This is a genomic window from Streptomyces sp. NPDC018000 (genome assembly GCF_044328025.1).
Classification (GTDB): Bacteria; Actinomycetota; Actinomycetes; order Streptomycetales; family Streptomycetaceae; genus Streptomyces.
Genome location: NZ_JBIRGM010000003.1, coordinates 67,602 through 91,018 on the forward strand (window position 1 = coordinate 67,602; position 23,417 = coordinate 91,018).

Sequence of the window (23,417 nt, forward strand, 5' to 3'; positions counted from 1 at the left end):
CGCGCTCACCGCCCGGTCAGCTCGTCGGTCCGGCCGTGCTCGACCTCCTCGTCCTCGTCCGGCAGCGGCCCGGTGCGGGCCAGGAAGGCGTTCCAGCCGTGCTGGCCTCGTGCGAGCAGACTGGCGGACGGGTGGCCGTCGGGCAGGTTCGTGCCAGGGGCGCGGATCGGAAGCGAGGTTTCGGATCGGTCGGACTGGGTGCTCATGCCAATCTCCGTGGTCGGCGGGTTCCGCCGCCCATTTCTGTCGGGGTCCGTGAGGACGGTGGGCGCTGCTGACGTTTAGTGAACGCGCAGCAGCGCCCCGGAACTGACACAAGTTGTGACAGTCTCGGGGCGCTGTGTGACAGTCCGGTAGAGAGGTCGCTTTACGCTATGCCGACGCTACGTACAGCTAGAGCTGGACGCCGCACCAGGAGGCGTATCCGATGAGGGTGTCCGGGGTGCTGCGGGCGGCGTGCACCAGCCCAGCGACGGTTTCGCGGACGGACGGGTGGTACTTGGCCTGCTGCGGCGCCACCTTCCGCGCCTTCAGCAGGGAGACGAGGGCGGCGTCGGTCTTGCCGCTCCAGAGCTGGGAGCGGGCGGTGTCGATCCAGAAGTGCCCCAGCCGGTCGGGGAAGTAGTCCGCCTGGGGCTGCACCAGCTTGGCGAGTTGGAGTGACTTGCCGTGGTTGCCCAGCTCCATCTCCACTGCTGCCGCGTGGATCGCCACGTTGGTCGGCCCGAACGACTGGATGTACGCCCCGTCCCGGGCCCCGCCGACGACCTCGCGGCCCAACTGTTCGGCCAGGCGACGGGCTTCGGCCAGCTCGTCCCGGGCAGAGTCGGCGTCGCCTTGCCGGGTGGCCAGCATCGCCGCCCGCAGGTGCAGATTCCCGGCGGAGCAGAGGGCCGGGACTTCCCCGGCGCGCACGCTCTGGTCGACGGTCTCGCGGGCCTTGGTGATGATCTTCCGCCCGACCTCGTGCCGTCCGGTGGCGAACGTCGAGTAGGCGCGCATGTAGCCGTACAGGCTCATCAGGTAGGGGTCGCCGGCGCGCTGGGCGGAGTAGTCCATGCGGGACAGCAGCAGCGACACCAGATCCGACAGGCCGAGCCCGTAGGCGACGTCGTAGGCGGACCGGTACACGTGCATGAGAAGCCGGTGCGCCTCTTCGGCCGACTGGCCCTGTGCGGTCTGGGAGACCTGGACCAGTTCATCGACGAGCGGGGGAGCCATGGCGACGATCCGTCCGAAGTTCGCCTTTCTGCGGGCGAGAAACACGGCGTCCACGTCGGCGGCGATTTCCGGCAGGGCGCGCACGGGGAGTTCGTCCAGCGGGAAGTCATAGTTGTCGAGTGCGGCGCGCAGGTCGGCCAAGGGGCTGTCGAGGCGGTCGTGGGCGTGGTCGGTGGTGTAGGGCTGGCCAGTGAAGGTGGTGACGGGTACGCCCATGGCCCGCGCCACGGCGGCGATGAACGAGCCGCTGGCGGGGCGACGGCCCTGCTCGACCTTCACCAGGAGCGAGTAGGAGACGGCTGCTTTGCCGGCGAGTTGCTTTTGCGTCAGGCGGTGCAGGCGCCGGTAGGCGGCGATCCGTGCCCCTGTTCCGATGCCAGTAGGCGTGGGCATACTGTGCTCCGTCCTCGTAGTCGCGTACTGGGACGGTACCCGTCGGCATGCGGCGACCGCCTCGGGTAAATCACTGGCGGCGGCAAAGCCTGGGCAGAAGGCTGCCACCGTGACACTTCATGAGAACGAGATCGGTGTGGACGAGGCGGTCGTCCGGTCGCTGCTGCGGGAGCAGCGGCCGGAATGGGCCGCCCTGCCCATCTCGCCGGCCGGTGCGGGCACGGACAACACGATGTACCGGCTCGGCAACCAGCTGCTCATACGGCTGCCGCGCACACCGGACAACGCGAAGGCGGTACAGAAGGAGCAGATGTGGCTGCCGCGGCTGGCGCCGCATCTTCCCTGTCGCATTCCGGAGCCGGTGCATGCCGGTACTCCGAGTTCCGCCTTCCCGCTCGCCTGGTCGGTTTACCGCTGGATCGATGGCGATGAAGCCGGCCTGGGATCGGTCAGCGATTGGCCTGCCTTCGGGGCCGACCTGGCAGCGATCGTGCAGAGGCTGCACTCCATCCCTCTCATGGGAGCGGTTCGTCGAGGCGAGCTCAGCTGGTACCGCGGGGGTGGCTTGGAAGTTTGTGACCGGTGGATCAGTGGGTGCTTCGACGACTGTCTGACGATCCAGGGTCTCGACCTCGACATCGCGCACCTGCGACACCTGTGGCAGGGTGCGCTCGCCCTGCCCGAGCCATCTGGCCGCCAGGTGTGGCTCCACGGAGACCTCAAACCCACCAACCTTCTGGTTCAGCAAGGCAAGCTGCACGCGGTCATCGACTTCGGAGGCCTCTCAGTCGGCTTTCCCGACGCCGAGCACGCGCCTCTGTGGGACCTTCCACCCGGGGCTCGACAGGCGTACTGGGACGCCATAAATCTCGACGACGTGACGTGGTTGCGTGCCCGGGCGTGGGCCATTGCCGTCGGAGTCAGCGGGGTGTCGTACTACTGGGGCACCTATCCCGCCTTCGTCAGCGAATGCTTGTCGCGCCTCCGCGCGATCCTGGGGGCTGCCGGCGAGCGGTGAACCAGTTCCGGATGGGCCTCGCCACGAAATTCGGTTCCGCAAGAGCCAACTCGTTTGAGAATGACCTGCGACTCCGTTCCCAAACCACCTGGCATCCCCACAGGTTGGAGACCTGCCGGCTGCCATCCCGGAAGGGACAGGACACCGTGTACGGGAGAGGTATGACGCAGATAGCTGATCCCCAGTCCTTCGACCGGTTCGCCCTTGACTACGACCGCTTCGTGAGTCTGCTCCCGGGACAGAACACCGCCTGGCTGCTCGGGCTGGGCTTGAAGGGCAAGCGCGCTCTGGATGCCGGCTGCGGTTCGGGCCACGCGGTCGAGGCCTTGGTGGACAGCTTTCAGGAAGTCATCGGCCTGGACCTGAGTGGTCCCCTGATCGAGATCGCCAAGGCCAGGAGGGCACGGCCCAACGTGCGCTACGTCGTGGAGGATCTGTTCGGGCTGGAAGACGAAGACGGTTTCGACCTGGTCTACAGCCACACGATGCTGCACCACCTGGAGGACTACCGCGCGGGTTTGGAGCACTTGAAGAGCCTCGTGCGGCCTGGCGGCACCGTTGTGCTGATCGACAACGTGTGTGATCTGTATCCAACGCCGCCGCGCAGGGCGTACACCTGGCCTGCGCTGTGGAGCTTCCCGGGTGAGATCCGACGTGTGGGGCTTCACGACGCGTGGTTCCAGCTGCGCTTCTGGCACAGCGGGCCGTGGCTGGCGCATCTGCTCAGCGACCGCTACCTGTCGCGCGAGCAGTTCCACGAGCTCTACGGGAGTGTCTTTCCCGGGGCCTGGTTCGATGACCTCGGCTTCGCCTTGGCTATGGTCTGGACGGCTCCGCCGAGCGGGGGCGAGGTCCAGTGACCCGGCTGTCGGCCGTCTCCGGGGCGGCGGTCGCCCGGTCGAGGGGGTCGAGGTGGGCTACATGGGAGGTGACGGGGAGGAACGCCGGGTGCCGCTGGGCCGCAGGGGTGCGGTTCGAGAACGGGCGGCCGGTGCGCGAGTTTCCCCTCGTATCGCGGGCAACGGAACTATCCCGGCCTGTACTGGTCGGCGACGGCCGGCATGCACGTCGGGTACGAGTCGTGGCTGGAGCGGGACCACGCGATGGGATGGTCGTGCCCGTGATCGAGAAGGTGTCATGACCTCGCTCCCCGCCTGTCAGTGGTGATCGCCATCATGGGGATATGACCAACCCGGACCTGACCGCCGGCAGTACCTGGCGGCTTCACCACGGCGACCAGGAGATTGCCCGGCTGACCGTGACCGGCGCCGACATGCCCTGGACCCACGCCGAAGTCGAGACTCTTCCTGGCTTTGAAGAGTTCCGCCCCCTCTTCACTGAGCAAGAGCGGGCTGTCGACGACGAGGACTGGGAGCAGGTCGACGCCTGCTACACCCAGATCCGCAGTGCGCTCACCATGGCGTTTCCAGACGGCAGCCCGGTCGCCGAGTTCATGCTGCACATCCATGACGACAGCACCGCCGGCTGGCGCTGGCACGACGAGCCCTTCGACGCGGTGAACCCGTGACATGTTGGTTTCGCTGTTTCTGGGACGTTCTGGGACGAGGAAGCCGTCTGGTTCTACTTCGAGCTGGACACCGATGGGTACGTGATCCGGCAAGTCGAGCTGCAGGAGCCCGGAAACAAGGCATTGGTCGTCGCCTCGCCGGCCGAGTGGCAAGAAGCCCAAACGGCGGGTCTGCTGACCAAGCGAGTGCTGGAGTCCGCGCCGCGAGTACCACCACCGCGATGGCCAGGCCCAGCACGTCCACGGCGATCCCGCGCTTGCGGTCCGGTGCCTGCTTCGCGGCGTCCTTGCCGGTCGTCGCCGCGGGCACGTTCACCGCGGCGTGGACACTCTGGGTGTCCAGGACCACCAGGGACGGGTTCTCTGCGTGTGCGTGGACTACCGGTGTGCCCGCCTGTTCCCGTACTCATGCCCGTTCCTGTGCCCGTGCTCCGGCGCCGGGGGTGCGGACCCCGGCCATCGCGACGACCAGTGCCAGTCCGGTCGCGCACATCGGTACGACATAGCCCGTCACCTGCCCCATGTGCTCCACCATCCAGCCACCGATCGCCGAACCCGCGGCGATTCCGCCCAGCAGCGCGGTCACGGCCAGGGTCATGCCCTCGTTCAACCGGCCCTCGGGGGTGAGGTGTTGCACCAGTGTCATGCCGGTGACCATCGTCGGGGCCGTCGCCGCGCCCGCCAGCAGGAGTGCGCCCGCGAGAGCGAGCAGCGAATCGGTCGAGGAGGCGGCGAGCAGCGGCAGGGACATCAGCGCCGTCATTCCCGCCAGACAGCCCAGCAGCCGGCGCCGGATGTCCGCGGCCGGGCGCAGCGATCCATACAGCAGCCCCGCCACACACGATCCGGCAGCCTGGAGGGCCAGGATCGCGCCCCCGGCATGCGCGATCGTGACGACCTCCATCGCGCCGAAGACCGCGCCGGTGGCAAGGAAAGTGGCGAGCAGGGCCGGCATGCCCGGGGTGCGGGACGGGGAGCGCGCGCCGGTTCGGGGTGCCACCGGCGGTTCGGTGGCGCGCTGGGCGGCGAAGATCAGCACGCCCGTCATCAGCAGAATCGCCCCGACGAGTGTTCCGGCCTCCGGGAAGAGTGCCGTGCACAGCAGGGCGGCAAGGGCCGGGCCGAGCATGAAGCAGAGTTCGTCGGCGGCCTGTTCGAAGGAGTTCGCGGTGTGCAGGGCGGCCGGATCACCCCGGTGCAGATGGGCCCAGCGGGCCCGGGACATCCCGCCGGTGTTGGGGGTGGTGGCGGTGGCGGCATAGGAGGCGAAGAGCGTCCAGGCCGGGGCGTCGTAGTGCACGCAGAGCAGCAGCGCGAGCGATCCGAGCGCGGCGATCGCGGTGGCGGGCACGGCGACCCTGGCCTGTCCGTACCGGTCGACGAGCCGGGCCGTCCAGGGCGCGACCACCGCCGTCGCGGCGAGGCCGGTCGCGGTGACGGCACCGGCCAGGGCGTACGAGCCGCGCGAACCGGCGATCATGATCACCGCGCTGACGCTGAACATGCCCATGGGAAGCCGGGCGAGGAGATTGCCCGCGGTGAAGGCGCGAGCACCCGGGGTGGCGAGCAGCCGGCGGTACGGGTTGGTGGGCGCCGGCCTGGTGGCGGCGGTGCGCGGGGCGATGACCAGCAGGTCTCCGGAGACGGCGAGCATGGGGCCGGTGGGCGGGTTTCTCTCGTACGGCATGGATCAACCCTCGCGGCGCACGCCCCGCTGGGTCCAACACCTTCCCCGTACCGATTGACGCATCTGTGTTGTAAATTCCCGGGCGTGGCCTCCTCCGCTGCCGATACGGGCATCCAGACGCACACCCATACCGACCCCCGGCTGCTCCGCGCCTTCGTCGCCGTCGCCGAGGAACTGCACTTCACCCGCGCCGCCGCCCGGCTCTACATCGCCCAGCAGGCACTGAGCCGGGACATCCGCCGGCTGGAGCGCGAGCTGGGTGCGGAACTGTTCGTACGCACCACCCGGCAGGTCTCCCTCACCGCCGACGGCGAACGGCTCCTCCCGCACGCCCGGCGGGTGCTGGAGGCGCACGCCGATCTTGCCGCCGCCTTCGCCGATCCCGCGGCCCGGCCGCTCTTCGTCGACCTCAACACCGACGGCATGACAGCCGCCCGCGTACTCGCCCGCGCACGGGAGCTGGCTCCGGCGTGCGAACTGATGGCGCGCTTCGAGAGCGGACTCACCTGGGCCGCCGACGAGATCCTCGCCGGGCGCCTCGACGTCTCCTTCGGCCGCGCCGCCGGACTCGACCCCGCGGTGCGGGCAGGGCTCGGCGTGCAGCCGGTGCGGTACGAGCCGATGGCTATTCTGCTCCCCGCCGATCACCCCCTGGCCGCGCGCGAGGCCGTCGCACTGGCCGACCTGACCGGCGAGACCGTCTACGCGGGCGCCGGGAACCCGCGCACCGGGGAGTGGACGGACCTTGCCCGGCGCCTCTTCGCCGAGTGGGGCATCGAGCTGGCGCCACCCGTCCCACTCGCGATCGGCGTGGCCGAATTTCAACGGGTCACGGCGAAGTCGGGGTACCCGGTTCTGTGCATGGTCGACTTCCCTCCGATGCCGGACACCGTCGTGCGTCCGCTGGTCCGGCCCGTACCGATCTCCCCGTTCCTGCTGGTCTGGCGCAAGGGGCTGCGCCACCCCGGCCTCGACGCCCTGCGTGAAGCCGCAGCTCAACTGGGCTCCGAGGAGGGCTGGATGGTACGGCCCGACGGAAGTTGGCTGCCCGAGACCGATGCATCCCTCATGTTGAAAGCGGCGAACCGAGGCCGGGATAGCGTGCTGGGATGATCAACGACATTCACCGGCTCGACGCGGAGGTACGACTCCGTCCCCCCACCCCGGCCGACGCCGCCTCCCTCGCCGTATCCCTGACCCGCAGCCGCGCGTACATGCAGCCCTGGGAGCCGGTGCGGCCAGACGCCTTCTTCACCGAGCAGGGACAGCGGGAACGGCTGGCCGGGTTGCTCGCGGACCGTGACGCGGGGCGGGTGATGCCGTGGGTGCTCGCCGATGAACAGGACCGTGTGGTGGGTGCGTTCAACCTCAACGGCATGGTGCTCGGGCCGTTCCGCAGCGCGGTTCTCGGCTACTGGGTCGATGTCGCGTACGCGGGCCGCGGACTGGCCACGGCCGCGGTCGAGCGGATATGCGCGTTGGCCAGGGACGAACTGCGCCTGCACCGGGTCGAGGCGGGGACGGTGCCGGACAACGTGGCGTCGCAGCGGGTGCTCGCCAAGTGCGGCTTCGAGCAGTACGGGATGGCTCCGCGCTACCTGCACATCAACGGCGAGTGGCGCGACCACCGGCTCTTCCAGCGCATCCTGCACGATGGGGCGTTGCCGGGGTGACGGCCGGTCCGGTGTGTCCCCGATCGCCGGAAGGGCTCGATTGCCGCGAGTGAGGACGCGGACGGCTACCGGACGCCCTGGCTACGCACCCGCACATGCCGGTGTCCGCCCAGCGGCCACGGCGGCCGTGCCGGAAGAACCTCCGCGAAGCCGTATCCGCTCTTCTCCGCAACCCGGCAGGACGCGTCGTTGTTCATCCGATGCAGCAGGTCCAGCTGCACGAGCCCGTCCCCGGCGAACGCTTCGAACGCCCAGTCGGTGAGCGCCCCGAGAGCCTGCGGTGCGATTCCGCGGCCGCGCGCTCGCGCCGCCGTCCAGTATCCGACCTCCGCGCTGCCGGTGCCCGGTGCGGGGTACTTGAGCGCCACATTGCCGACCAGTTCGCCGTCGAGATCGCGATCGACCACCGCGAAGCCGAAGTAGCTGCCGGCTTCCCGGCCCTCTTGCCGCACCCGCAGCCACTGCTGCGCGTCCGCCTCGTCCGTGACCAGCATGCGCAGCGTGGCGCGCATCGCGGGATCGCGGTACGCCTCGATCAGGGCCGGCACGTCGTCGGGCAGCCATGGCCGCAGCAGGAGCGGGCCGGCTGCAAGGGTGGCCGTACGGAGATCGTCGTCCATCGGAACACCATACGGGCCCCGGGTGCAGCGACCCGTGGGGCAACGGGGGTTCCGGGTCCGCCTTCCGAGGAGCACTCTGGGGAGACCCCGATCAAAGACCCCGAGGCGGTGAGATGCTCATGGCAGCGGGCAAGACCTCATACGACTGGCGGTTCGACTCAGGCCGTCCCTGCCTGGATCTGGTGGCCACAGGAATCGGCACCTTCGGCGCATGCGAACTGCTCGACGGCGCCGAGCGCCTCGCCGACTGGCTGGTGGCCACCGGACTCGTACCGAGCGGCACCCACCTCGGTGCCGTGGACGACACCTGGGTGGTGCGCTTCCGCCAGCTGAGGACCGGCGTCGACCGCCTGCTGACCGCCGAGCTCGGTGGCCGCAGAGCCGAGAGCGCCCTGGAGCGGGTCAACGCGCTCGCCGCGGCCGCACCACCGGGGCTGCGGGCCGTACGCGGAACAAGCGGCACGCTGATACGGACACTGAGCGCCGATCCCGAGTGCGGGGCGCTGCTGGCCGTCGTGGCGCGCGATGTCGTGGAGCTCCTGACCGACCCCGTGGCGCGAGCCGGCCTGCGCCGCTGCGAGGCCGGCAACTGCCGCCGTCTCTACCTGGACACCTCGCGCGGCCGCCGACGCCGCTGGTGCTCCAGCGAGGTGTGCGGGAACCGGGAGCGGGTGGCCCGGCACCGGCGCCGGGCGGCGGCCGTGGCGTTCACGGACGAGGCAGCGGATGCGGTCACCAGCGCCGTCACGGATGCGGGCGCGGGCGCCGGTGAGTAATCACGTGCCATTTCCATAAGCGCGGCAGGTGCGCGGCGGGCCCGGATTCGCATAAGGTTGACGGCTGCCCAATGCACGTCAGAAGGGGGCCTCGGTGGCCGCGCAGGATTCCGCTGTCGATTCGATGCGGGACCGGGAGATCGGTGTCGAGCAGGAACATCTCGACCGTGTTTACCACCGCCTCGAAGAGAAGATCCACGAGGCGGAATTTCTCATGAATGACGCCGTCAAGCGCGGCCAGGTCGGTACCCCTGGAGCGCTCGCCGAGCGCGACGCCCAGGTATTCCGGGCCGGAATCCACCTCAACCGGCTGAACAGCGAGTTCGAGGACTTCCTCTTCGGAAGGATCGATCTGCTGCTCGGCAAGGACGGCGAACGAGGCCCGGACGGCGCGTACACGTCCGTCGAACCGGCCGACGACGCCGTACGCGACGGCAACCGCGCCGATATCGCGGAGACGCTGCACATCGGCCGGATCGGGGTCCTCGACTCCGACTACGCGCCGCTGGTCATCGACTGGCGCGCACCGGCCGCCGCACCGTTCTACCGGTCGACGCCGAAGGAACCGGGCAGGGTGGTACGCCGCCGGGTCATCCGCTCCAAGGGCCGCAAGGTCCTCGGGGTCGAGGACGACCTGATGCGCCCCGAGCTGACCGCTTACCTGAGCGGCGACAAGCTCCCCGTCATCGGTGACGGCGCACTCATGGCGGCGCTCGGCCAGGCCCGCAGTCACACCATGCGAGACATCGTCTCCTCCATCCAGGCCGAACAGGACCTGGTGATCCGGGCCCCCGCCGCGTCCGTCACCGAGGTGTCCGGCGGCCCCGGCACCGGCAAGACCGCCGTCGCCCTGCACCGCGCCGCGTACCTCCTCTACCAGGACCGGCGGCGTTACGCGGGCGGCATCCTCGTCGTCTCGCCGACCCCGCTCCTCGTCGCGTACACCGAAGGCGTGCTGCCCTCGCTGGGCGAGGAGGGGCAGGTCGCGATCCGCGCCGTCGGCTCGCTCTCCGACGAGGCGGCGGGCGTCGAGGGCGCCACCACCTACGACGAACCCGCCGTCGCCCGGATCAAGGGCTCCTCGCGGATGCTCCAGGTGCTGCGCAAGGCGGCACGCGGCGCGCTGGAACAGCCCGGCACCCCTCGCAAGGCGGAGGACCGGGGCGGCCAGCTGTCCTTCGACGACGGAACCGACGCACCCGGCGGAACCGGCGGAACCGACGCGGCCCCGGCCACCCCGACCAGGCTGCGGGTCGTCGCGTTCGGCGCCCGTGTCGAGCTGAACGCCGACGAGCTGCACCGCATCAGGCAGTCCGCCCTCGGCGGCACCGCCCCGGTCAACCTGCTGCGCCCGCGCGCCCGCAGGCTGCTCCTGGACGCCCTGTGGAACAAGTCCTCGGGCCGGGGCCGCTACACCGACCCCGAGCTGGCCGCCGAGCTGCGCTCCTCCTTCGACGAGGACGTCTCCACCGAGACGCCCTTCCTCGACTTCCTCAACGCCTGGTGGCCCGAACTCACCCCGCGCGGGGTGCTCGCCGCGATGGCCGACGAGAAGCGGCTCGGCCGCTGGGCGCGCCGGGTCCTCAACCAGGGCGAGGTGCGCCGCCTCGCCCGCTCCCTGAAGCGGCTCGACAGCGAAGGGAACGGGCCGCTCTCCGTACACGACGTGGCGATCCTCGACGAGCTGCAGACGCTGCTCGGCACCCCGTACCGGCCGAAGAAGAAGCGCGAACTCGACCCGCTGGACCAGCTCTCCGGCCTGGAGGAGCTGATGCCTCAGCGCGAGGAGACCCAGCGCGAGCGGGCCGAGCGGCTGGCAGCGGAGCGTACGGAGTACGCGCATGTCATCGTCGACGAGGCGCAGGACCTCACGCCCATGCAGTGGCGCATGGTCGGCCGCCGCGGCCGGCATGCCACCTGGACGATCGTCGGAGACCCGGCGCAGTCCTCCTGGTCCGACCCGGACGAGGCGGCCCGGGCGCGCGACGAGGCGCTCGGCAACCGGCCGCGTCGCCGCTTCACCCTCACGGTCAACTACCGCAACCCGGCGGAGATCGCCGAGCTGGCCTCGAAGGTCCTGGCGCTCGCGATGCCCGGACTGGAGTCACCGGCCGCGGTCCGTTCCACGGGTGTGAAGCCGCGCTTCGAAACCGTACGGGACGGCGATATGGCCGCTTCGGTGCGCGAGGAGGCGCGGCGGCTGCTGGCCGAGGTGGACGGCACGGTGGGCGTGGTCGTCGCGATGCACCGCCGGGCGCAGGCCCGCAACTGGCTCGCCGAGCTCGGCGAGCGGGTGGTGGCGCTGGGCAGCCTGGAGGCGAAGGGCCTGGAGTACGACGCCACGGTGGTTGTCTCGCCCGCGGAGATCGCGGACGAGTCCCCGGCCGGTCTGCGGGTGCTGTACGTGGCGCTGACGCGTGCGACGCAGCAGCTCACGGTGGTGTCGGGGGAGCGGGACCTGCCCGACGAGGGCGGCGTCCCGGACCTGCTGAGGGACTGAGCTCGGTGTTTGTCCGCCGAGAGCCTGTCGGACGACCGCTGACCGGGCGGGTCGAAGGTCACCCGACAGGTTCTGAGGCAAGGAGCGGAGGCATCGCAGGCGGGGCAGTTTTCCGAACCGGACTGTCCTGCGGGAATCACTTCCGTGGGGTCTTTGTTAGCCTTGTGTCGGCACCGGCTCGATCCAAGCCCCCGGGCCCAACCTTCGTCGCTTCGAGCGACCACTTGCCGCGAGGCGAGCATGGCGGGTCGGTGCCGTTTGAACAAGAAGACAGACTCGTGTCACCTTCCGGTGGCGTCGGGTCTGTTCTTGTTTAGGGACCTGCCTTGGCCACCGAAGCAGCCATGTCTCGTATCGTGGAAAATAATTTCCGAAACGTGGCAGTCATTACCGGCTACCAGCCAGTAGGTGCGACGATCGGGAGGCGTGTCCGAGGTGAACGCCCCGGTCGCGCGGCAATGAAGCTAAGGAAAGCGAAGGACTCGGCCATGGCAACGGCGCCCAGCGTCTCGTACTCGATGACGGTCAGGCTGGAGGTGCCCGCGAGCGGCACAGCGGTCTCCCAGCTGACCACGGCCGTGGAGTCCTCCGGCGGTTCGGTCACCGGCCTCGACGTGACCGCCTCCGGCCACGAGAAGCTGCGGATCGACGTCACCATCGCCGCCACCTCCACTTCGCACGCCGACGAGATCGTGGAAAACCTGCGCGGGATCGAGGGCGTCGTCCTCGGCAAGGTCTCCGACCGTACGTTCCTGATGCACCTCGGCGGCAAGATCGAGATGGCGTCCAAGCACCCCATCCGCAACCGTGACGACCTCTCGATGATCTACACCCCGGGTGTGGCCCGGGTCTGCACGGCGATCGCCGAGAACCCCGACGACGCCCGCCGCCTCACCATCAAGCGCAACTCCGTCGCAGTTGTGACGGACGGCTCCGCGGTGCTCGGCCTCGGCAACATCGGCCCGATGGCCGCTCTCCCGGTGATGGAGGGCAAGGCCGCCCTCTTCAAGCGATTCGCAGGCATCGACGCCTGGCCGATCTGCCTGGACACCCAGGACGCCGACGCCATCGTCGAGATCGTCAAGGCCATCGCCCCGGGCTTCGCGGGCATCAACCTGGAGGACATCTCCGCACCCCGCTGCTTCGAGATCGAGGCACGGCTGCGCGAGGCCCTGGACATCCCCGTCTTCCATGACGACCAGCACGGCACCGCGATCGTGGTCCTGGCCTCGCTGACCAACGCACTGCGCGTGGTGGGCAAGGGAATCGGGGACGTACGCGTCGTCATGTCCGGCGCCGGAGCAGCCGGTACGGCCATTCTGAAGCTGCTCATCGCCGCGGGCGTCAAGCACGCCGTCGTCGCCGACATCCACGGTGTGGTGCACGCGGGCCGCGAGGACCTGGTCTCCGCCGCCGCCGACTCGCCGCTGCGCTGGATCGCCGACAACACCAACCCCGAGTCCGTCACCGGCACCCTCAAGCAGGCCGTCGTGGGCGCCGACGTCTTCATCGGCGTCTCCGCTCCGAACGTGCTGGACGGCGCCGATGTCGCCGCCATGGCCGACGATGCGATCGTGTTCGCGCTTGCGAACCCGGACCCCGAGGTGGACCCGGCAATCGCCCGCCAGACGGCGGCAGTTGTCGCCACCGGCCGCTCCGACTTCCCGAACCAGATCAACAACGTGCTGGTCTTCCCGGGTGTCTTCCGCGGTCTGCTGGACGCCCAGTCCCGTACCGTCAACACGGAGATGATGCTCGCCGCGGCGCGCGCCCTCGCCGATGTCGTCGCCGAGGACGAGGTGAACGCGAACTACATCATCCCGTCGGTCTTCAACGACAGGGTCGCGGGAGCGGTCGCAGGCGCCGTCCGGGATGCCGCGAAGGCGGGCGGTGCTGTGACAGGCACCACGTTGGCCTGACGTACGGCGCGTCGCGGGTCGCGGCGCCCCAAACGCCCCTTTAGGGTGGGCGGGCGGCGCGTCTCGCAGAGCCCCGCATCCGCTGCGGACCGCTTTCGGGGAGTCGACGGAACGTCACCACGATGAGGAAGTGGTGTATTCCGCGTGACCCCGGAGGGTGCCGGATTGGCTTTCCCGCCGCAGGTGGGGGCAGGATGCGTAATCGGGCGCGAGGGTCTGACTACGGACCCGGGTCCGGGGACTGTCCGAGGGCCCTGGCAGCATCGGCTTCGATCTCACGCCTCACAGGCAAGAAGAACACGGGAGTAACAACATGAACCGCAGTGAGCTGGTGGCCGCCCTGGCCGACCGCGCCGAGGTGACTCGCAAGGACGCCGACGCCGTGCTGGCCGCGCTCGCCGAGACCGTCGGCGAGATCGTCGCCAAGGGCGACGAGAAGGTCACCATCCCCGGCTTCCTGACCTTCGAGCGCACCCACCGTGCCGCTCGCACCGCTCGTAACCCGCAGACCGGCGACCCGATCAACATCCCGGCCGGCTACAGCGTGAAGGTCTCCGCGGGCTCCAAGCTCAAGGAAGCCGCCAAGGGCAAGTAAGCCCCCACAGGCGCGACGAAGGGCGGTCACCCGACCAGGGTGACCGCCCTTCGTGGTACCGGCCCGAGAGGGCCCGTTCTGAGCTTCTGCCGCCATCGCGGACCAGGTGTGCGAATCCGCCCCTCCCGCGGACGCGGAACGGGGGCCCGGGGCAGCGCCCCGAACCCCCGTCAGCAGCCGTCGGGCGCCACGCCTCAGACCAGCGCCCCGCCCGGCAGCTCCACCTTCGCGCCGAGCTTCTCCAGCTTCTCCATGAAGTTCTCGTAGCCGCGGTTGATCAGGTCGATGCCGTGCACCCGCGAAGTGCCCTGTGCCGCCAGCGCGGCGATCAGGTAGGAGAAACCGCCGCGCAGGTCCGGGATGACCAGATCCGCGCCCTGCAGCTTCGTCGGCCCGGACACGACCGCGGAGTGCAGGAAGTTGCGCTGGCCGAAGCGGCAGTCGGAGCCGCCCAGGCACTCGCGGTAGAGCTGGATGTGCGCACCCATCTGGTTGAGCGCGGAGGTGAAGCCGAGCCGGGACTCGTACACCGTCTCGTGGACGATGGACAGGCCCGAGGCCTGCGTCAGGGCCACGACCAGCGGCTGCTGCCAGTCGGTCTGGAAACCGGGGTGCACGTCCGTCTCCAGGGCGATGGCGTTCAGCGCGCCGCCCGGGTGCCAGAAGCGGATGCCCTCGTCGTCGATCTCGAACGCGCCGCCGACCCGGCGGAAGGTGTTCAGGAACGTCATCATCGAGCGCTGCTGTGCGCCCCGTACGTAGATGTTGCCCTCGGTCGCCAGCGCCGCGGACGCCCAGGAGGCTGCCTCCAGACGGTCCGGGATCGCCCGGTGCGTATAACCGTCCAGCCGGTCGACGCCGGTGATCCGGATCGTCCGGTCGGTGTCCAGCGAGATGATCGCGCCCATCTTCTGCAGGACGCAGATGAGGTCCTCGATCTCCGGCTCCACGGCCGCGTTGGACAGCTCCGTGACGCCCTCGGCGAGCACGGCCGTCAGCAGCACCTGCTCGGTGGAGCCCACCGACGGGTACGGCAGCCGGATCTTTGTGCCCCGCAGCCGCTGCGGGGCCTCCAGGTACTGGCCGTCCGCCCGCTTCTCGATGGTCGCGCCGAACTGCCGCAGCACGTCGAAGTGGAAGTCGATCGGCCGGCCGCCGATGTCACAGCCGCCGAGCCCCGGGATGAACGCATGGCCCAGCCGGTGCAGCAGCGGGCCGCAGAAGAGGATCGGGATGCGCGACGAGCCCGCGTGGGCATCGATGTCGGCGACGTTGGCGCTCTCGACATGGGTCGGGTCCAGGATCAGCTCGCCCGGTTCGTCACCCGGCCGGACCGTCACACCGTGCAGTTGCAGCAGCCCCCGCACCACCCGCACATCGCGGATGTCGGGCACATTGCGCAGCCGACTGGGCCCGCTGCCGAGCAGCGCGGCGACCATTGCCTTCGGCACCAGGTTCTTGGCGCCTCTGACGCGGATCTCGCCCTCCAGCGGGGTTCCGCCGTGGACAAGCAGGACATCGTCTGTGCCGGTCATGTATCTCGCGTTCCGGATTGGTCGGGCAGGGGGCCAAACGAAAGGGTAATGGCCCGCTACCCCCCATCCGTAAGGCAGCAGGGGGTGTACGAACGTCATGAATCCGCCACAACACGCTCTGCTCTCCCGCTCTTGCGGAGGGTTACCGTCCGCAATGCCTTTCCGGGCCGCGCGCGCCTCTTGCATCCGTGCGCCCTGAGCTGTGCTCGAGCCCCCTCGGTGACCGGGCGGCCCACTTGTCCCCCGCGGAGAGCGAAGATGCGGGATCATTTCTGCCATGACCGAGGTGTCCTCGCTCACAGGGCGACTGCTCGTGGCCACACCCGCGCTCGCGGACCCGAATTTCGACCGCGCGGTGGTGCTGCTCCTCGACCACGACGAGGAGGGCTCACTCGGCGTGGTCCTGAACCGCCCGACCCCGGTCGGCGTCTGCGACATCCTCACGTCCTGGGCCGGCCTGACCGGCGAACCCGATGTCGTCTTCCAGGGCGGCCCGGTCTCGCTCGACTCGGCGCTCGGTGTGGCCGTCATCCCCGGCGACGAGGGCCCGCTCGGCTGGCGCCGGGTGTACGGGGCGATCGGCCTGGTGGACCTGGAGGCCCCGCCGGAACTGCTGGCCGCGGCACTCGGCTCGCTGCGGATCTTCGCCGGGTACGCCGGATGGGGCCCCGGACAGTTGGAGACTGAACTGGCCGAGGGTGCCTGGTACGTCGTCGAGTCCGAGCCCGGGGACGTCTCCTTCCCGCGCCCCGAGAATCTCTGGCGGGCGGTCCTGCGCCGCCAGCGCAGCGAATTGGCGATGATCGCCACCTATCCGGACGACCCTTCGCTGAACTGATGCTCCGGGCTTTCAGTACCCTTGGCGGTTATGAGCACTCTTGAGCCCGAGCGCGGGGCAGGTACGGGCACCCTCGTAGAGCCGACGCCACAGGTGTCGAACGGCGACGGCGACCACGAGCGCTACGCCCATTACGTCCAGAAGGACAAGATCATGGCGAGCGCCCTGGAGGGCACTCCCGTGGTCGCACTGTGCGGGAAGGTCTGGGTACCGGGTCGAGACCCGAAGAAGTACCCGGTCTGCCCCCTGTGCAAGGAGATCTACGAGTCCATGGGCGCCGGTGGCGACAAGGACAAGGGCAAGGGCGGCAAGGACAAGAAGTAGTCCGGAGCCGTCCGGTCGCCATTGCTTCAGGCCCCCGGGGCGTGCATTCGATGCGCGCCCCGGGGGCCTTTTGCGTTGCGCGGGCCGTATCGCCGGTCGCGCCCTAGGAACCGCTCCCCGTGCCTGCGGGCCCTTCCGAGGTGGCGGCCCGTCACTTCCTCGGCAACCGGGCTGATGTCCGGACCGGGGTCAGGCGTAACCGGGCCCCCGTCACCCTCCCGGGGAGCGTGACGGCCCCCGGTCGTTCCTGCGGAACTCGCCCCGCAGGAACGGAAGGACCGGAACGCGGCCCCGCCGGAACCGGACAACCGGAACCGAACAAGCCGTACAAGGCTCGCCGAAGAGTGGCAATTCGCGCTCCGCGTCGAAGCAGGGCGAATCGGCATCATCCCCCTGGTCGGGGACGGATGCGCCCTTCGCGGACCCTCGCGTCGGGCCGGTCGGAAGATGTGCCAGAGTTGCCACGTCCAGGCTTTGAGCACGTACCGTACGGCGAAACAAGCCGGACAGCCGGGACTCCGGGAAGGGGCAGCTGGGTTGACCACGCACGCACCGCAGGCGACGCAGTCCGTGACACTGCCGGCCTCGCTCGACGAGGCCGTGGCGGCGCTGGGCGCCATGCCCGCCGCCGTTCCTGTGGCAGGCGGTACAGACCTGATGTCGGCCGTCAACAAGGGGCTGCTGCGCCCCTCGGGGCTGGTCGGCCTGGGCCGGATCAGCGAGCTCCGCGGCTGGCACTACCAGGACGGCCACGCACTGCTCGGCGCCGGACTCACCCACGCACGCATGGGGCGGCCCGACTTCGCCGCCCTCATCCCCGCTCTGGCCGCGTCCGCGCGCGCCGCGGGCCCGCCCCAGATCCGTAACGCCGGAACACTCGGCGGCAACATCGCCACCGCCGCCCCGACCGGTGACGCCCTGCCGGTGCTCGCCGCGCTGGAGGCCGAGCTCGTCATCGCGGGCCCCGGCGGCGCCCGCCGCGAGATCCCGGTCTCGCACCTGCTGGCCGGCCGCGACATGCTCGAACCCGCCGAACTGATCGGCTTCGTCCGGGTACCGCTGCTGCACGCCCCCCAGGTCTTCCTGAAGGCCACCGGCCGCACCGGCCCGGGCCGCGCCACCGCATCCGTCGCGATAGTCCTCGACCCCGCCCGGCGCGGGGTGCGCTGTGCGGTCGGCGCCATCGCGCCGATGCCGCTGCGCCCGCTGGAGGCCGAGCGCTGGATCGCCTCACTGATCGACTGGGACGGGGAACGGGGCCTGGCAGCCGACGCGCTGGCCGCTTTCGGCGAGTACGTTGCCGCGGCCTGCATCCCGGACCAGGCGCCGCTTGCCGACGGGGGAGAGGCGCCACCCTTGCCCCCCGCCGTACTGCATCTGCGGCGGACCGTCGCCGCGCTGGCCCGACGCGCGCTGGGAAGGGCACTGTCGTGAGCAACGAGGACCACAACGATCAGTACGGGCAGCGGGAGCAGCCGCAGCACGGGGGCTGGCAGCCGACACCGCAGGGCGGCGAGTACGACGCCGATGCGACGGCCTTCGTCCATCTGCCGCCGGAGGACCTGGCGAACATCCCGCTGGCCGCGCCCGGCCAGGGTTTCGTACCGCCGATGATCCTGCCGCTGACCCCAGCGGCCGGACACGACCCCGCAGTCACGGGCAGCTGGGTCGTACAGCCGCAGGGCCGGCAGGAGCCGGGCACGGGAGCGGAGCAGCCGGCACCCGAAGCGGTGCAGTGGCCGGACCCGAACCAGCAGCAGCCGCAGTACAAGTACGAGTACCAGCAGCAGGAGCAGTACCAGGGGCAGTACCAGGAGACGCCGGCCGCGACGGGCCAGTGGAACTTCACCGAGTCCACCGAGTTCGGCAATCACGCCGACCACAGTGGTCCGGCTGACCACATTACTTCGGCCGACCACAGCGGTCGGTCCGATCACGGCGGTCACGCCGACCACAGCGGTCACGCCGACCACAGCGGTCAGTCCGAGCACGGCGGCCAGCCCGATTACAGCGGTCAGGCCGGCCCTCGTGGGCATGTCGGCTCCGACGGCCACACCGGCCAGTGGACGATCCCCGTCGCCGACGGTGACCTGCCGGAGGAGTCCGGCGAGTTCGCGGCCTCGGCTCTGGCCTCTCAGTGGTACGCGGACCGGACCCCGCCGGCCACTCTGCCGGGCGGTGCGCCCGCTCCGTGGGCGACACAGCAGCCGATCGTGAACCCCGAGCCCGAGCCCGCGGTGGAGCAACTGGCATCCGGAGCGGGCATCGAGCCGGAGCACGCGCCAGGAGCAGATTTCGCGCCTGCGGTGGAGCCCTCCGCGTACGTGGACAGCGTCCAAGCCTCCCAGGCAGCACCGGAAACGGCCCCCGAGGACGGCCCCGTATCCGTATCCGCTGCTGGAGACACCCCCGCTGTCGGTGTGGACCTCGCACAGGTCCCGACCCCCGACGCCGCCCCGACCTCCGACAGGGCACCGACTCCCGACACCGCGTCGGCGGCCGACACCGTACCCACCCCCGGCACAGCCCCGATCCCCGACACGGCACCGACCCCCGACATCGCCCCGGTGGCCGACACCCCGGCCGAGCACCCGGCCGAGTCCCCGGTGGAGGCCACGTCCGAGCACCACCCGGCCGAGCCGCCTGCCGACACGGCACCCGACTCCGAGCCGGGCACGGCGCCGGGCACGGCGCCGGACGCACCCCCACGGGACATCCCGCCGGAAGCCTCACTGCTCCCCAGCGAGCACCCCGCCGCCTCCTACGTCCTGCACGTGAACGGCGTCGACCGCCCCGTCACCGACGCCTGGATCGGCGAGTCGCTCCTCTACGTACTCCGCGAGCGCCTCGGTCTTGCCGGTGCCAAGGACGGCTGCTCGCAGGGCGAGTGCGGTGCCTGCAACGTCCAGGTGGACGGCCGTCTGGTCGCCTCCTGCCTGGTCCCCGCGGCGACCACGGCCGGCAGCGAGGTCCGTACGGTCGAGGGCCTGGCCGTGGACGGCGAGCCGTCGGACGTCCAGCGCGCCCTCGCCAAGTGCGGTGCCGTCCAGTGCGGTTTCTGCATCCCCGGCATGGCCATGACCATCCACGACCTGCTGGAGGGCAACCACGCCCCCAGCGAACTGGAGACGCGTCAGGCGCTCTGCGGCAACCTCTGCCGCTGCTCCGGCTACCGCGGCGTCCTCGACGCCGTGAGCGAGGTCATCGCAGGCCGCGAGGCGATCACCGACCCCGCCTCGTCGGACTCCTCGTCCCCGGAGTCCGACGAGTCCCGCATCCCACACCAGGCGACCCCCGGCGCCGGTAGTGTTCAGCCGCACCTGCAGGACGGAGGCATGGCGTGAGCAACGACGCAGCCACCGCTGCCAACGCGACCAGCACACGGATCACCACCCCGTCGGTCGAAGGTCCCGACACCGAGCCGCCCGCACTCGGCCTCGGAGTCTCCCTCCAGCCCACCGACGCGCGTGCCAAGACCGAGGGCACCTTCCCGTACGCCGCCGACCTCTGGGCCGAGGGTCTGCTGTGGGCGGCCGTCCTGCGCTCGCCGCACCCACACGCCCGCATCCTGTCCATCGACACCTCGGGCGCGGCCGGGATGCCGGGGGTACGGGCCGTCATCACGCACCAGGACGTCCCCGGGGAGAGCGCGTACGGCCGCAGGGTCGTCGACCGCCCGGTCTTCGCCTCCGACCTGGCCCGCCACCACGGCGAGCCGATCGCCGCAGTCGCCGCCGACCACCCCGACACGGCGCGTCTCGCCGCCGCGGCCATCGTCGTCGAGTACGAGGTCCTCGAACCGGTCACCGACCCGGAGAAGGCCTTCGCCGCCGAACCGCTGCACCCCGACGGCAACCTGATCCGCCATATCCCGCTGTGCTACGGCGATCCGGGGGTCACCGGCGACGTCATCGTCGAGGGCCTGTACCGCATCGGCCGTCAGGACCCCGCCCCGATCGGCGCCGAGGCCGGACTCGCCGTGCCCCGCCCCGACGGCGGCGTGGAGATCTACACCGCCTCCACCGACCCGCACACCGACCGCGATCTCGCCGCCGCCTGCTTCGGCCTCGAACCGGACCGGGTGAAGGTCGTCGTCACCGGCGTCCCCGGCGCGACCGGCGACCGCGAGGACCCCGGCTTCCAGCTCCCGCTGGGCCTGCTCGCGCTGCGCACAGGCTGCCCGGTCAAGCTGGCCGCCACCCGCGAGGAGTCCTTCCTCGGCCACGCCCACCGCCACCCGACGCTGCTCCGCTACCGCCACCACGCGGACGCCGAGGGCAGGCTGCTGAAGGTCGAGGCACAGATCCTGCTCGACGCGGGCGCGTACGCCGATGCCTCGTCCGAGTCGCTGGCCGCGGCGGTCGCGTTCGCCTGTGGCCCGTACGTCGTCCCGCACGCCTTCATCGAGGGCTGGGCGGTCCGCACGAACAATCCGCCGTCCGGCCATGTGCGCGGCGAGGGCGCGATGCAGGTCTGCGCGGCGTACGAGGGCCAGATGGACAAGTTGGCCGCCAAGCTGGGCATCGACCCGGCCGAGTTGCGCCTCCGTAACGCCCTGTCCACCGGCGACATCCTCCCCACCGGCCAGACGGTGACCTGCCCGGCACCGGTAGCCGAACTTCTGCAATCCGTAAGAGACTTCCCCCTCCCCGCCCTCCCCAAGGACGCCCCCGAGGGCGACTGGCTGCTCCCCGGCGGCCCGGAGGGCGCGGGCGAGCCCGGTGCGGTGCGCCGAGGGGTCGGCTATGCGCTCGGCATGGTCCACATGCTCGGGGCGGAGGGCGCCGACGAGGTCTCCACGGCTACGGTCAGGGTCCACGACGGCACCGCCACGGTCATCTGCGCCGCGGTCGAAACGGGCCAGGGCTTCTCGACCCTCGCCCGCCAGGTCGTCCAGGAGGCCCTGGGCATCGAAGAGGTCCACGTAGCGTCTGTCGACACCGACCAGCCCCCGGCGGGCCCGGCCGCGCACGGCCGCCACACCTGGGTCTCGGCCGGAGCGGTGGAACGCGCCGCCAAGATGGTCCGCACTCAGCTTCTCCAGCCCCTGGCCCACAAGTTCGGCATGTCCACGGAGCTGCTGCAGATCTCCGGCGGCAAGATCACCTCGTACGACGGGGTGCTGTCCACGACCGTCATGGAAGAGCTGGCCGGCAAGGAACTCTGGGCCACCGCCCAGTGCCGCCCCCACCCGACCGAACCCCTGGACGAGTCGGGCCAGGGCGACGCCTTCGTCGGCCTCGCCTTCTGCGCGATCCGCGCGGTGGTGGACGTCGACATCGAACTCGGCTCCGTACGGGTCGTGGAGATGGCGATCGCCCAAGACGTCGGCCGGGTCCTCAACCCGGCCCAGCTGGCGACCCGTATCGAGGCGGGCATCACCCTGGGCATCGGCGCCGCCCTCACCGAGAACCTCCGCAGCGCCCGCGGCCTGATCCGCCACCCCGACTTCACCGGCTACGCACTGCCGACTGCCCTGGACGCACCGGACATTCGCATCGTCAAACTCATCGAAGAACGCGACGTGGTGGCCCCCTTCGGCGCCAAGCCCGCGTCAGCCGTGCCCGTGGTGACCTCCCCGGCAGCGGTGGCCGCAGCTGTGCGAGCGGCCACCGGCCGCCCGATCAACCGCCTTCCGATTCGACCCCAGGCGGCGGTGGCAGCCCCCAAGTCCTGAGCTTTGCAAGGCTGTTGTGCTCCGGGTTGCAGCTGCAACCCGGAGGCACGCATTGTCACCGCTGCTGGCTAAGGTGAACCCGAAGCTGTAATTGGCTGTTGCCAAACGGGGGAGGGTGCTGTGCGACCGAGCGAACCGGGGGGCGGAATCTCCGGCGTACCCATGGGGTGTTGTCGGTGCAGTGGGCGCCATCGGCGCGGTGGCCCCGGGCGCCGCGGGCGAACTATTCACCGAACTCTCGTCGTTCACCAACTTCCGCGACCGCATCGACGGCCTGCTGCGCGACCTCAAGGCGTCTCCGGCCGGGCCGGGGAAGGTCGGCGAGGACACTGTGGGGCGTTCGCAGTTCGGCGGCGGTGAGAAGGGGTGGACGGAGGCTGAGGCCCTCCACGCCTCGTACTCCGGAGTCATCAAGGAGTTGGAAGGGCTGTCCCAGCTGCTGTCGGACTCCATCGAGGGCATGAGTATCGCGGTCCTCGCGTCCCACAAGGGCAGACCGCGCCTCTTCTCCTGCAATCGGTGGATTTCCCCCCATCGTCAGCACAAGCCCCGTCTCGCGACCGGCGACGAACGGCGGTGGCAGGATTCCGGGAGGCGTACGCCCGCCTGCGACCTCGACCGGCAGGGTAAGTCCGGGCACCGGGCCGGTCGGCCGGCCACCAGGTGGGGACGGCATCGTCGGCGGCCGTCCTACTCCGCAGGCTTCTGGTCAGCCGACGGGCGGCCTTCCTCGCAGCGCCGTGATCGGCAGCGAGGGACCTCACTCCGGCCGTGCGCCAACCGGGCATGGCATGGGTACGGGCGGCATCGGGGGCGGCCAGAACGGCATGGTTGGCGGTCGACGTCTGGCGGGTGAGACCGGTGGAGTAGTCGGCGGCCGCCCCCAGCAGTCTGTACGCACGAGCGCTCGCCCCTTCACCCCAGGCGGCACCGGTTTGGTGCGGGGGGCTGAGGGTGCGGGTGCCGGCGTACCGGCAGGACGGGCCGGCGTATTCGCTCCGCAGCGCCAGCGCGATGCCCGTCGTGCTGATGGGGAAAAGAGGCCGAATTACCTCACAGAGGATGAGGAGACCTGGCAGCACAACGGTCGGCGGGTAGTGCCCCCAGTTATTG

Annotated in this window: 20 protein-coding genes and 1 pseudogene; 15 read left to right on the forward strand and 6 right to left on the reverse strand. The window is 70.4% G+C overall.

The window, feature by feature from the left end:
* Positions 1 to 5 precede the first annotated feature (5 nt).
* Both ACH4EW_RS08755 and ACH4EW_RS08760 read right to left on the reverse strand, forming a co-directional pair.
* Positions 6 to 206: a hypothetical protein gene (locus ACH4EW_RS08755; protein WP_398253473.1), complete on the reverse strand. Its 201-nt coding sequence runs from the start codon at positions 204 to 206 to the stop codon at positions 6 to 8.
* 187 nt (positions 207 to 393) lie between these two features.
* Positions 394 to 1,614 (reverse strand): helix-turn-helix domain-containing protein, encoded by a 1,221-nt coding sequence (locus ACH4EW_RS08760; protein WP_398253475.1) that lies wholly within the window; start codon positions 1,612 to 1,614, stop codon positions 394 to 396.
* Positions 1,615 to 1,723: 109 nt separating this feature from the next.
* On the opposite strand from ACH4EW_RS08760, the gene ACH4EW_RS08765 reads away from it, so the two are divergent.
* From ACH4EW_RS08765 to ACH4EW_RS08775, 3 genes are all read left to right on the forward strand, one after another.
* On the forward strand, positions 1,724 to 2,632 hold the full coding sequence (locus ACH4EW_RS08765; protein WP_398253477.1) for an aminoglycoside phosphotransferase family protein: 909 nt from the start codon (positions 1,724 to 1,726) through the stop codon (positions 2,630 to 2,632).
* 161 nt (positions 2,633 to 2,793) lie between these two features.
* Positions 2,794 to 3,492 carry a class I SAM-dependent methyltransferase gene (locus tag ACH4EW_RS08770; protein WP_398253479.1) on the forward strand — a complete coding sequence of 233 codons (699 nt, stop codon included), beginning with the start codon at positions 2,794 to 2,796 and terminating at the stop codon, positions 3,490 to 3,492.
* 323 nt (positions 3,493 to 3,815) lie between these two features.
* Positions 3,816 to 4,160 carry a hypothetical protein gene (locus ACH4EW_RS08775; protein WP_398253481.1) on the forward strand — a complete coding sequence of 115 codons (345 nt, stop codon included), beginning with the start codon at positions 3,816 to 3,818 and terminating at the stop codon, positions 4,158 to 4,160.
* A gap of 199 nt (positions 4,161 to 4,359) precedes the next feature.
* Here the strand turns inward: ACH4EW_RS08775 and ACH4EW_RS08780 are convergent.
* Both ACH4EW_RS08780 and ACH4EW_RS08785 read right to left on the reverse strand, forming a co-directional pair.
* Positions 4,360 to 4,524, reverse strand: a pseudogene (locus tag ACH4EW_RS08780) (IS5/IS1182 family transposase); the annotation flags it as partial.
* Positions 4,525 to 4,566: 42 nt separating this feature from the next.
* Positions 4,567 to 5,847 carry an MFS transporter gene (locus ACH4EW_RS08785; RefSeq protein ID WP_398253483.1) on the reverse strand — a complete coding sequence of 427 codons (1,281 nt, stop codon included), beginning with the start codon at positions 5,845 to 5,847 and terminating at the stop codon, positions 4,567 to 4,569.
* Positions 5,848 to 5,931: 84 nt separating this feature from the next.
* Between ACH4EW_RS08785 and ACH4EW_RS08790 the strand changes: the two genes are divergently transcribed.
* On the forward strand, positions 5,932 to 6,960 hold the full coding sequence (locus tag ACH4EW_RS08790; RefSeq protein WP_398253484.1) for a LysR family transcriptional regulator: 1,029 nt from the start codon (positions 5,932 to 5,934) through the stop codon (positions 6,958 to 6,960).
* Positions 6,957 to 7,520: a GNAT family N-acetyltransferase gene (locus tag ACH4EW_RS08795; protein WP_398253486.1), complete on the forward strand. Its 564-nt coding sequence runs from the start codon at positions 6,957 to 6,959 to the stop codon at positions 7,518 to 7,520. Before ACH4EW_RS08790 ends, ACH4EW_RS08795 begins: the two co-directional genes overlap by 4 nt.
* A gap of 65 nt (positions 7,521 to 7,585) precedes the next feature.
* On the opposite strand, the gene ACH4EW_RS08800 is transcribed toward ACH4EW_RS08795, so the two are convergent.
* The gene (locus ACH4EW_RS08800; protein ID WP_398253488.1) at positions 7,586 to 8,140 is read right to left on the reverse strand and encodes a GNAT family N-acetyltransferase; all 555 of its coding nucleotides are present in this window, start codon (positions 8,138 to 8,140) and stop codon (positions 7,586 to 7,588) included.
* 119 nt (positions 8,141 to 8,259) lie between these two features.
* Here ACH4EW_RS08800 and ACH4EW_RS08805 point away from each other — a divergent pair, with 119 nt between their 5' ends.
* The 4 genes from ACH4EW_RS08805 (at position 8,260) to ACH4EW_RS08820 (ending at position 13,930) form a co-directional block, all read left to right on the forward strand.
* A complete protein-coding gene (locus tag ACH4EW_RS08805) occupies positions 8,260 to 8,916 on the forward strand; it encodes a CGNR zinc finger domain-containing protein (RefSeq protein ID WP_398253491.1) in 657 nt (218 codons plus the stop codon).
* A 94-nt stretch (positions 8,917 to 9,010) separates the two neighbouring features.
* Entirely contained in the window at positions 9,011 to 11,416 is a 2,406-nt protein-coding gene (locus ACH4EW_RS08810) for a HelD family protein (protein ID WP_398253493.1), read from the forward strand.
* 488 nt (positions 11,417 to 11,904) lie between these two features.
* Entirely contained in the window at positions 11,905 to 13,335 is a 1,431-nt protein-coding gene (locus ACH4EW_RS08815; protein WP_398253495.1) for an NAD-dependent malic enzyme, read from the forward strand.
* A gap of 313 nt (positions 13,336 to 13,648) precedes the next feature.
* Complete coding sequence (locus ACH4EW_RS08820) at positions 13,649 to 13,930, forward strand: HU family DNA-binding protein (RefSeq protein WP_003968811.1); 282 nt, start codon at positions 13,649 to 13,651, stop codon at positions 13,928 to 13,930.
* 194 nt (positions 13,931 to 14,124) lie between these two features.
* On the opposite strand, the gene murA is transcribed toward ACH4EW_RS08820, so the two are convergent.
* Entirely contained in the window at positions 14,125 to 15,465 is a 1,341-nt protein-coding gene (gene murA, locus ACH4EW_RS08825) for a UDP-N-acetylglucosamine 1-carboxyvinyltransferase (protein ID WP_398253499.1), read from the reverse strand.
* A gap of 277 nt (positions 15,466 to 15,742) precedes the next feature.
* Between murA and ACH4EW_RS08830 the strand changes: the two genes are divergently transcribed.
* The 6 genes from ACH4EW_RS08830 to ACH4EW_RS08855 all read left to right on the forward strand — a co-directional run bounded on the left by ACH4EW_RS08830 (position 15,743) and on the right by ACH4EW_RS08855 (position 23,160).
* Positions 15,743 to 16,303 carry a YqgE/AlgH family protein gene (locus tag ACH4EW_RS08830; RefSeq protein WP_398253501.1) on the forward strand — a complete coding sequence of 187 codons (561 nt, stop codon included), beginning with the start codon at positions 15,743 to 15,745 and terminating at the stop codon, positions 16,301 to 16,303.
* Between the two features lie 30 nt (positions 16,304 to 16,333).
* Positions 16,334 to 16,627 (forward strand): DUF3039 domain-containing protein, encoded by a 294-nt coding sequence (locus tag ACH4EW_RS08835; RefSeq protein ID WP_398253503.1) that lies wholly within the window; start codon positions 16,334 to 16,336, stop codon positions 16,625 to 16,627.
* A 537-nt stretch (positions 16,628 to 17,164) separates the two neighbouring features.
* On the forward strand, positions 17,165 to 18,061 hold the full coding sequence (locus ACH4EW_RS08840; RefSeq protein WP_398253506.1) for an FAD binding domain-containing protein: 897 nt from the start codon (positions 17,165 to 17,167) through the stop codon (positions 18,059 to 18,061).
* The gene (locus ACH4EW_RS08845; RefSeq protein ID WP_398253509.1) at positions 18,058 to 19,971 is read left to right on the forward strand and encodes a 2Fe-2S iron-sulfur cluster-binding protein; all 1,914 of its coding nucleotides are present in this window, start codon (positions 18,058 to 18,060) and stop codon (positions 19,969 to 19,971) included. The genes ACH4EW_RS08840 and ACH4EW_RS08845 overlap by 4 nt, the downstream gene beginning before the upstream one ends.
* Positions 19,968 to 22,304 carry a xanthine dehydrogenase family protein molybdopterin-binding subunit gene (locus ACH4EW_RS08850; RefSeq protein WP_398253512.1) on the forward strand — a complete coding sequence of 779 codons (2,337 nt, stop codon included), beginning with the start codon at positions 19,968 to 19,970 and terminating at the stop codon, positions 22,302 to 22,304. Before ACH4EW_RS08845 ends, ACH4EW_RS08850 begins: the two co-directional genes overlap by 4 nt.
* A 181-nt stretch (positions 22,305 to 22,485) precedes the next feature.
* Positions 22,486 to 23,160, forward strand: a complete 675-nt coding sequence (locus tag ACH4EW_RS08855) for a hypothetical protein (RefSeq protein ID WP_398253515.1) — start codon at positions 22,486 to 22,488, stop codon at positions 23,158 to 23,160.
* The last annotated feature ends 257 nt before the right edge of the window (positions 23,161 to 23,417 follow it).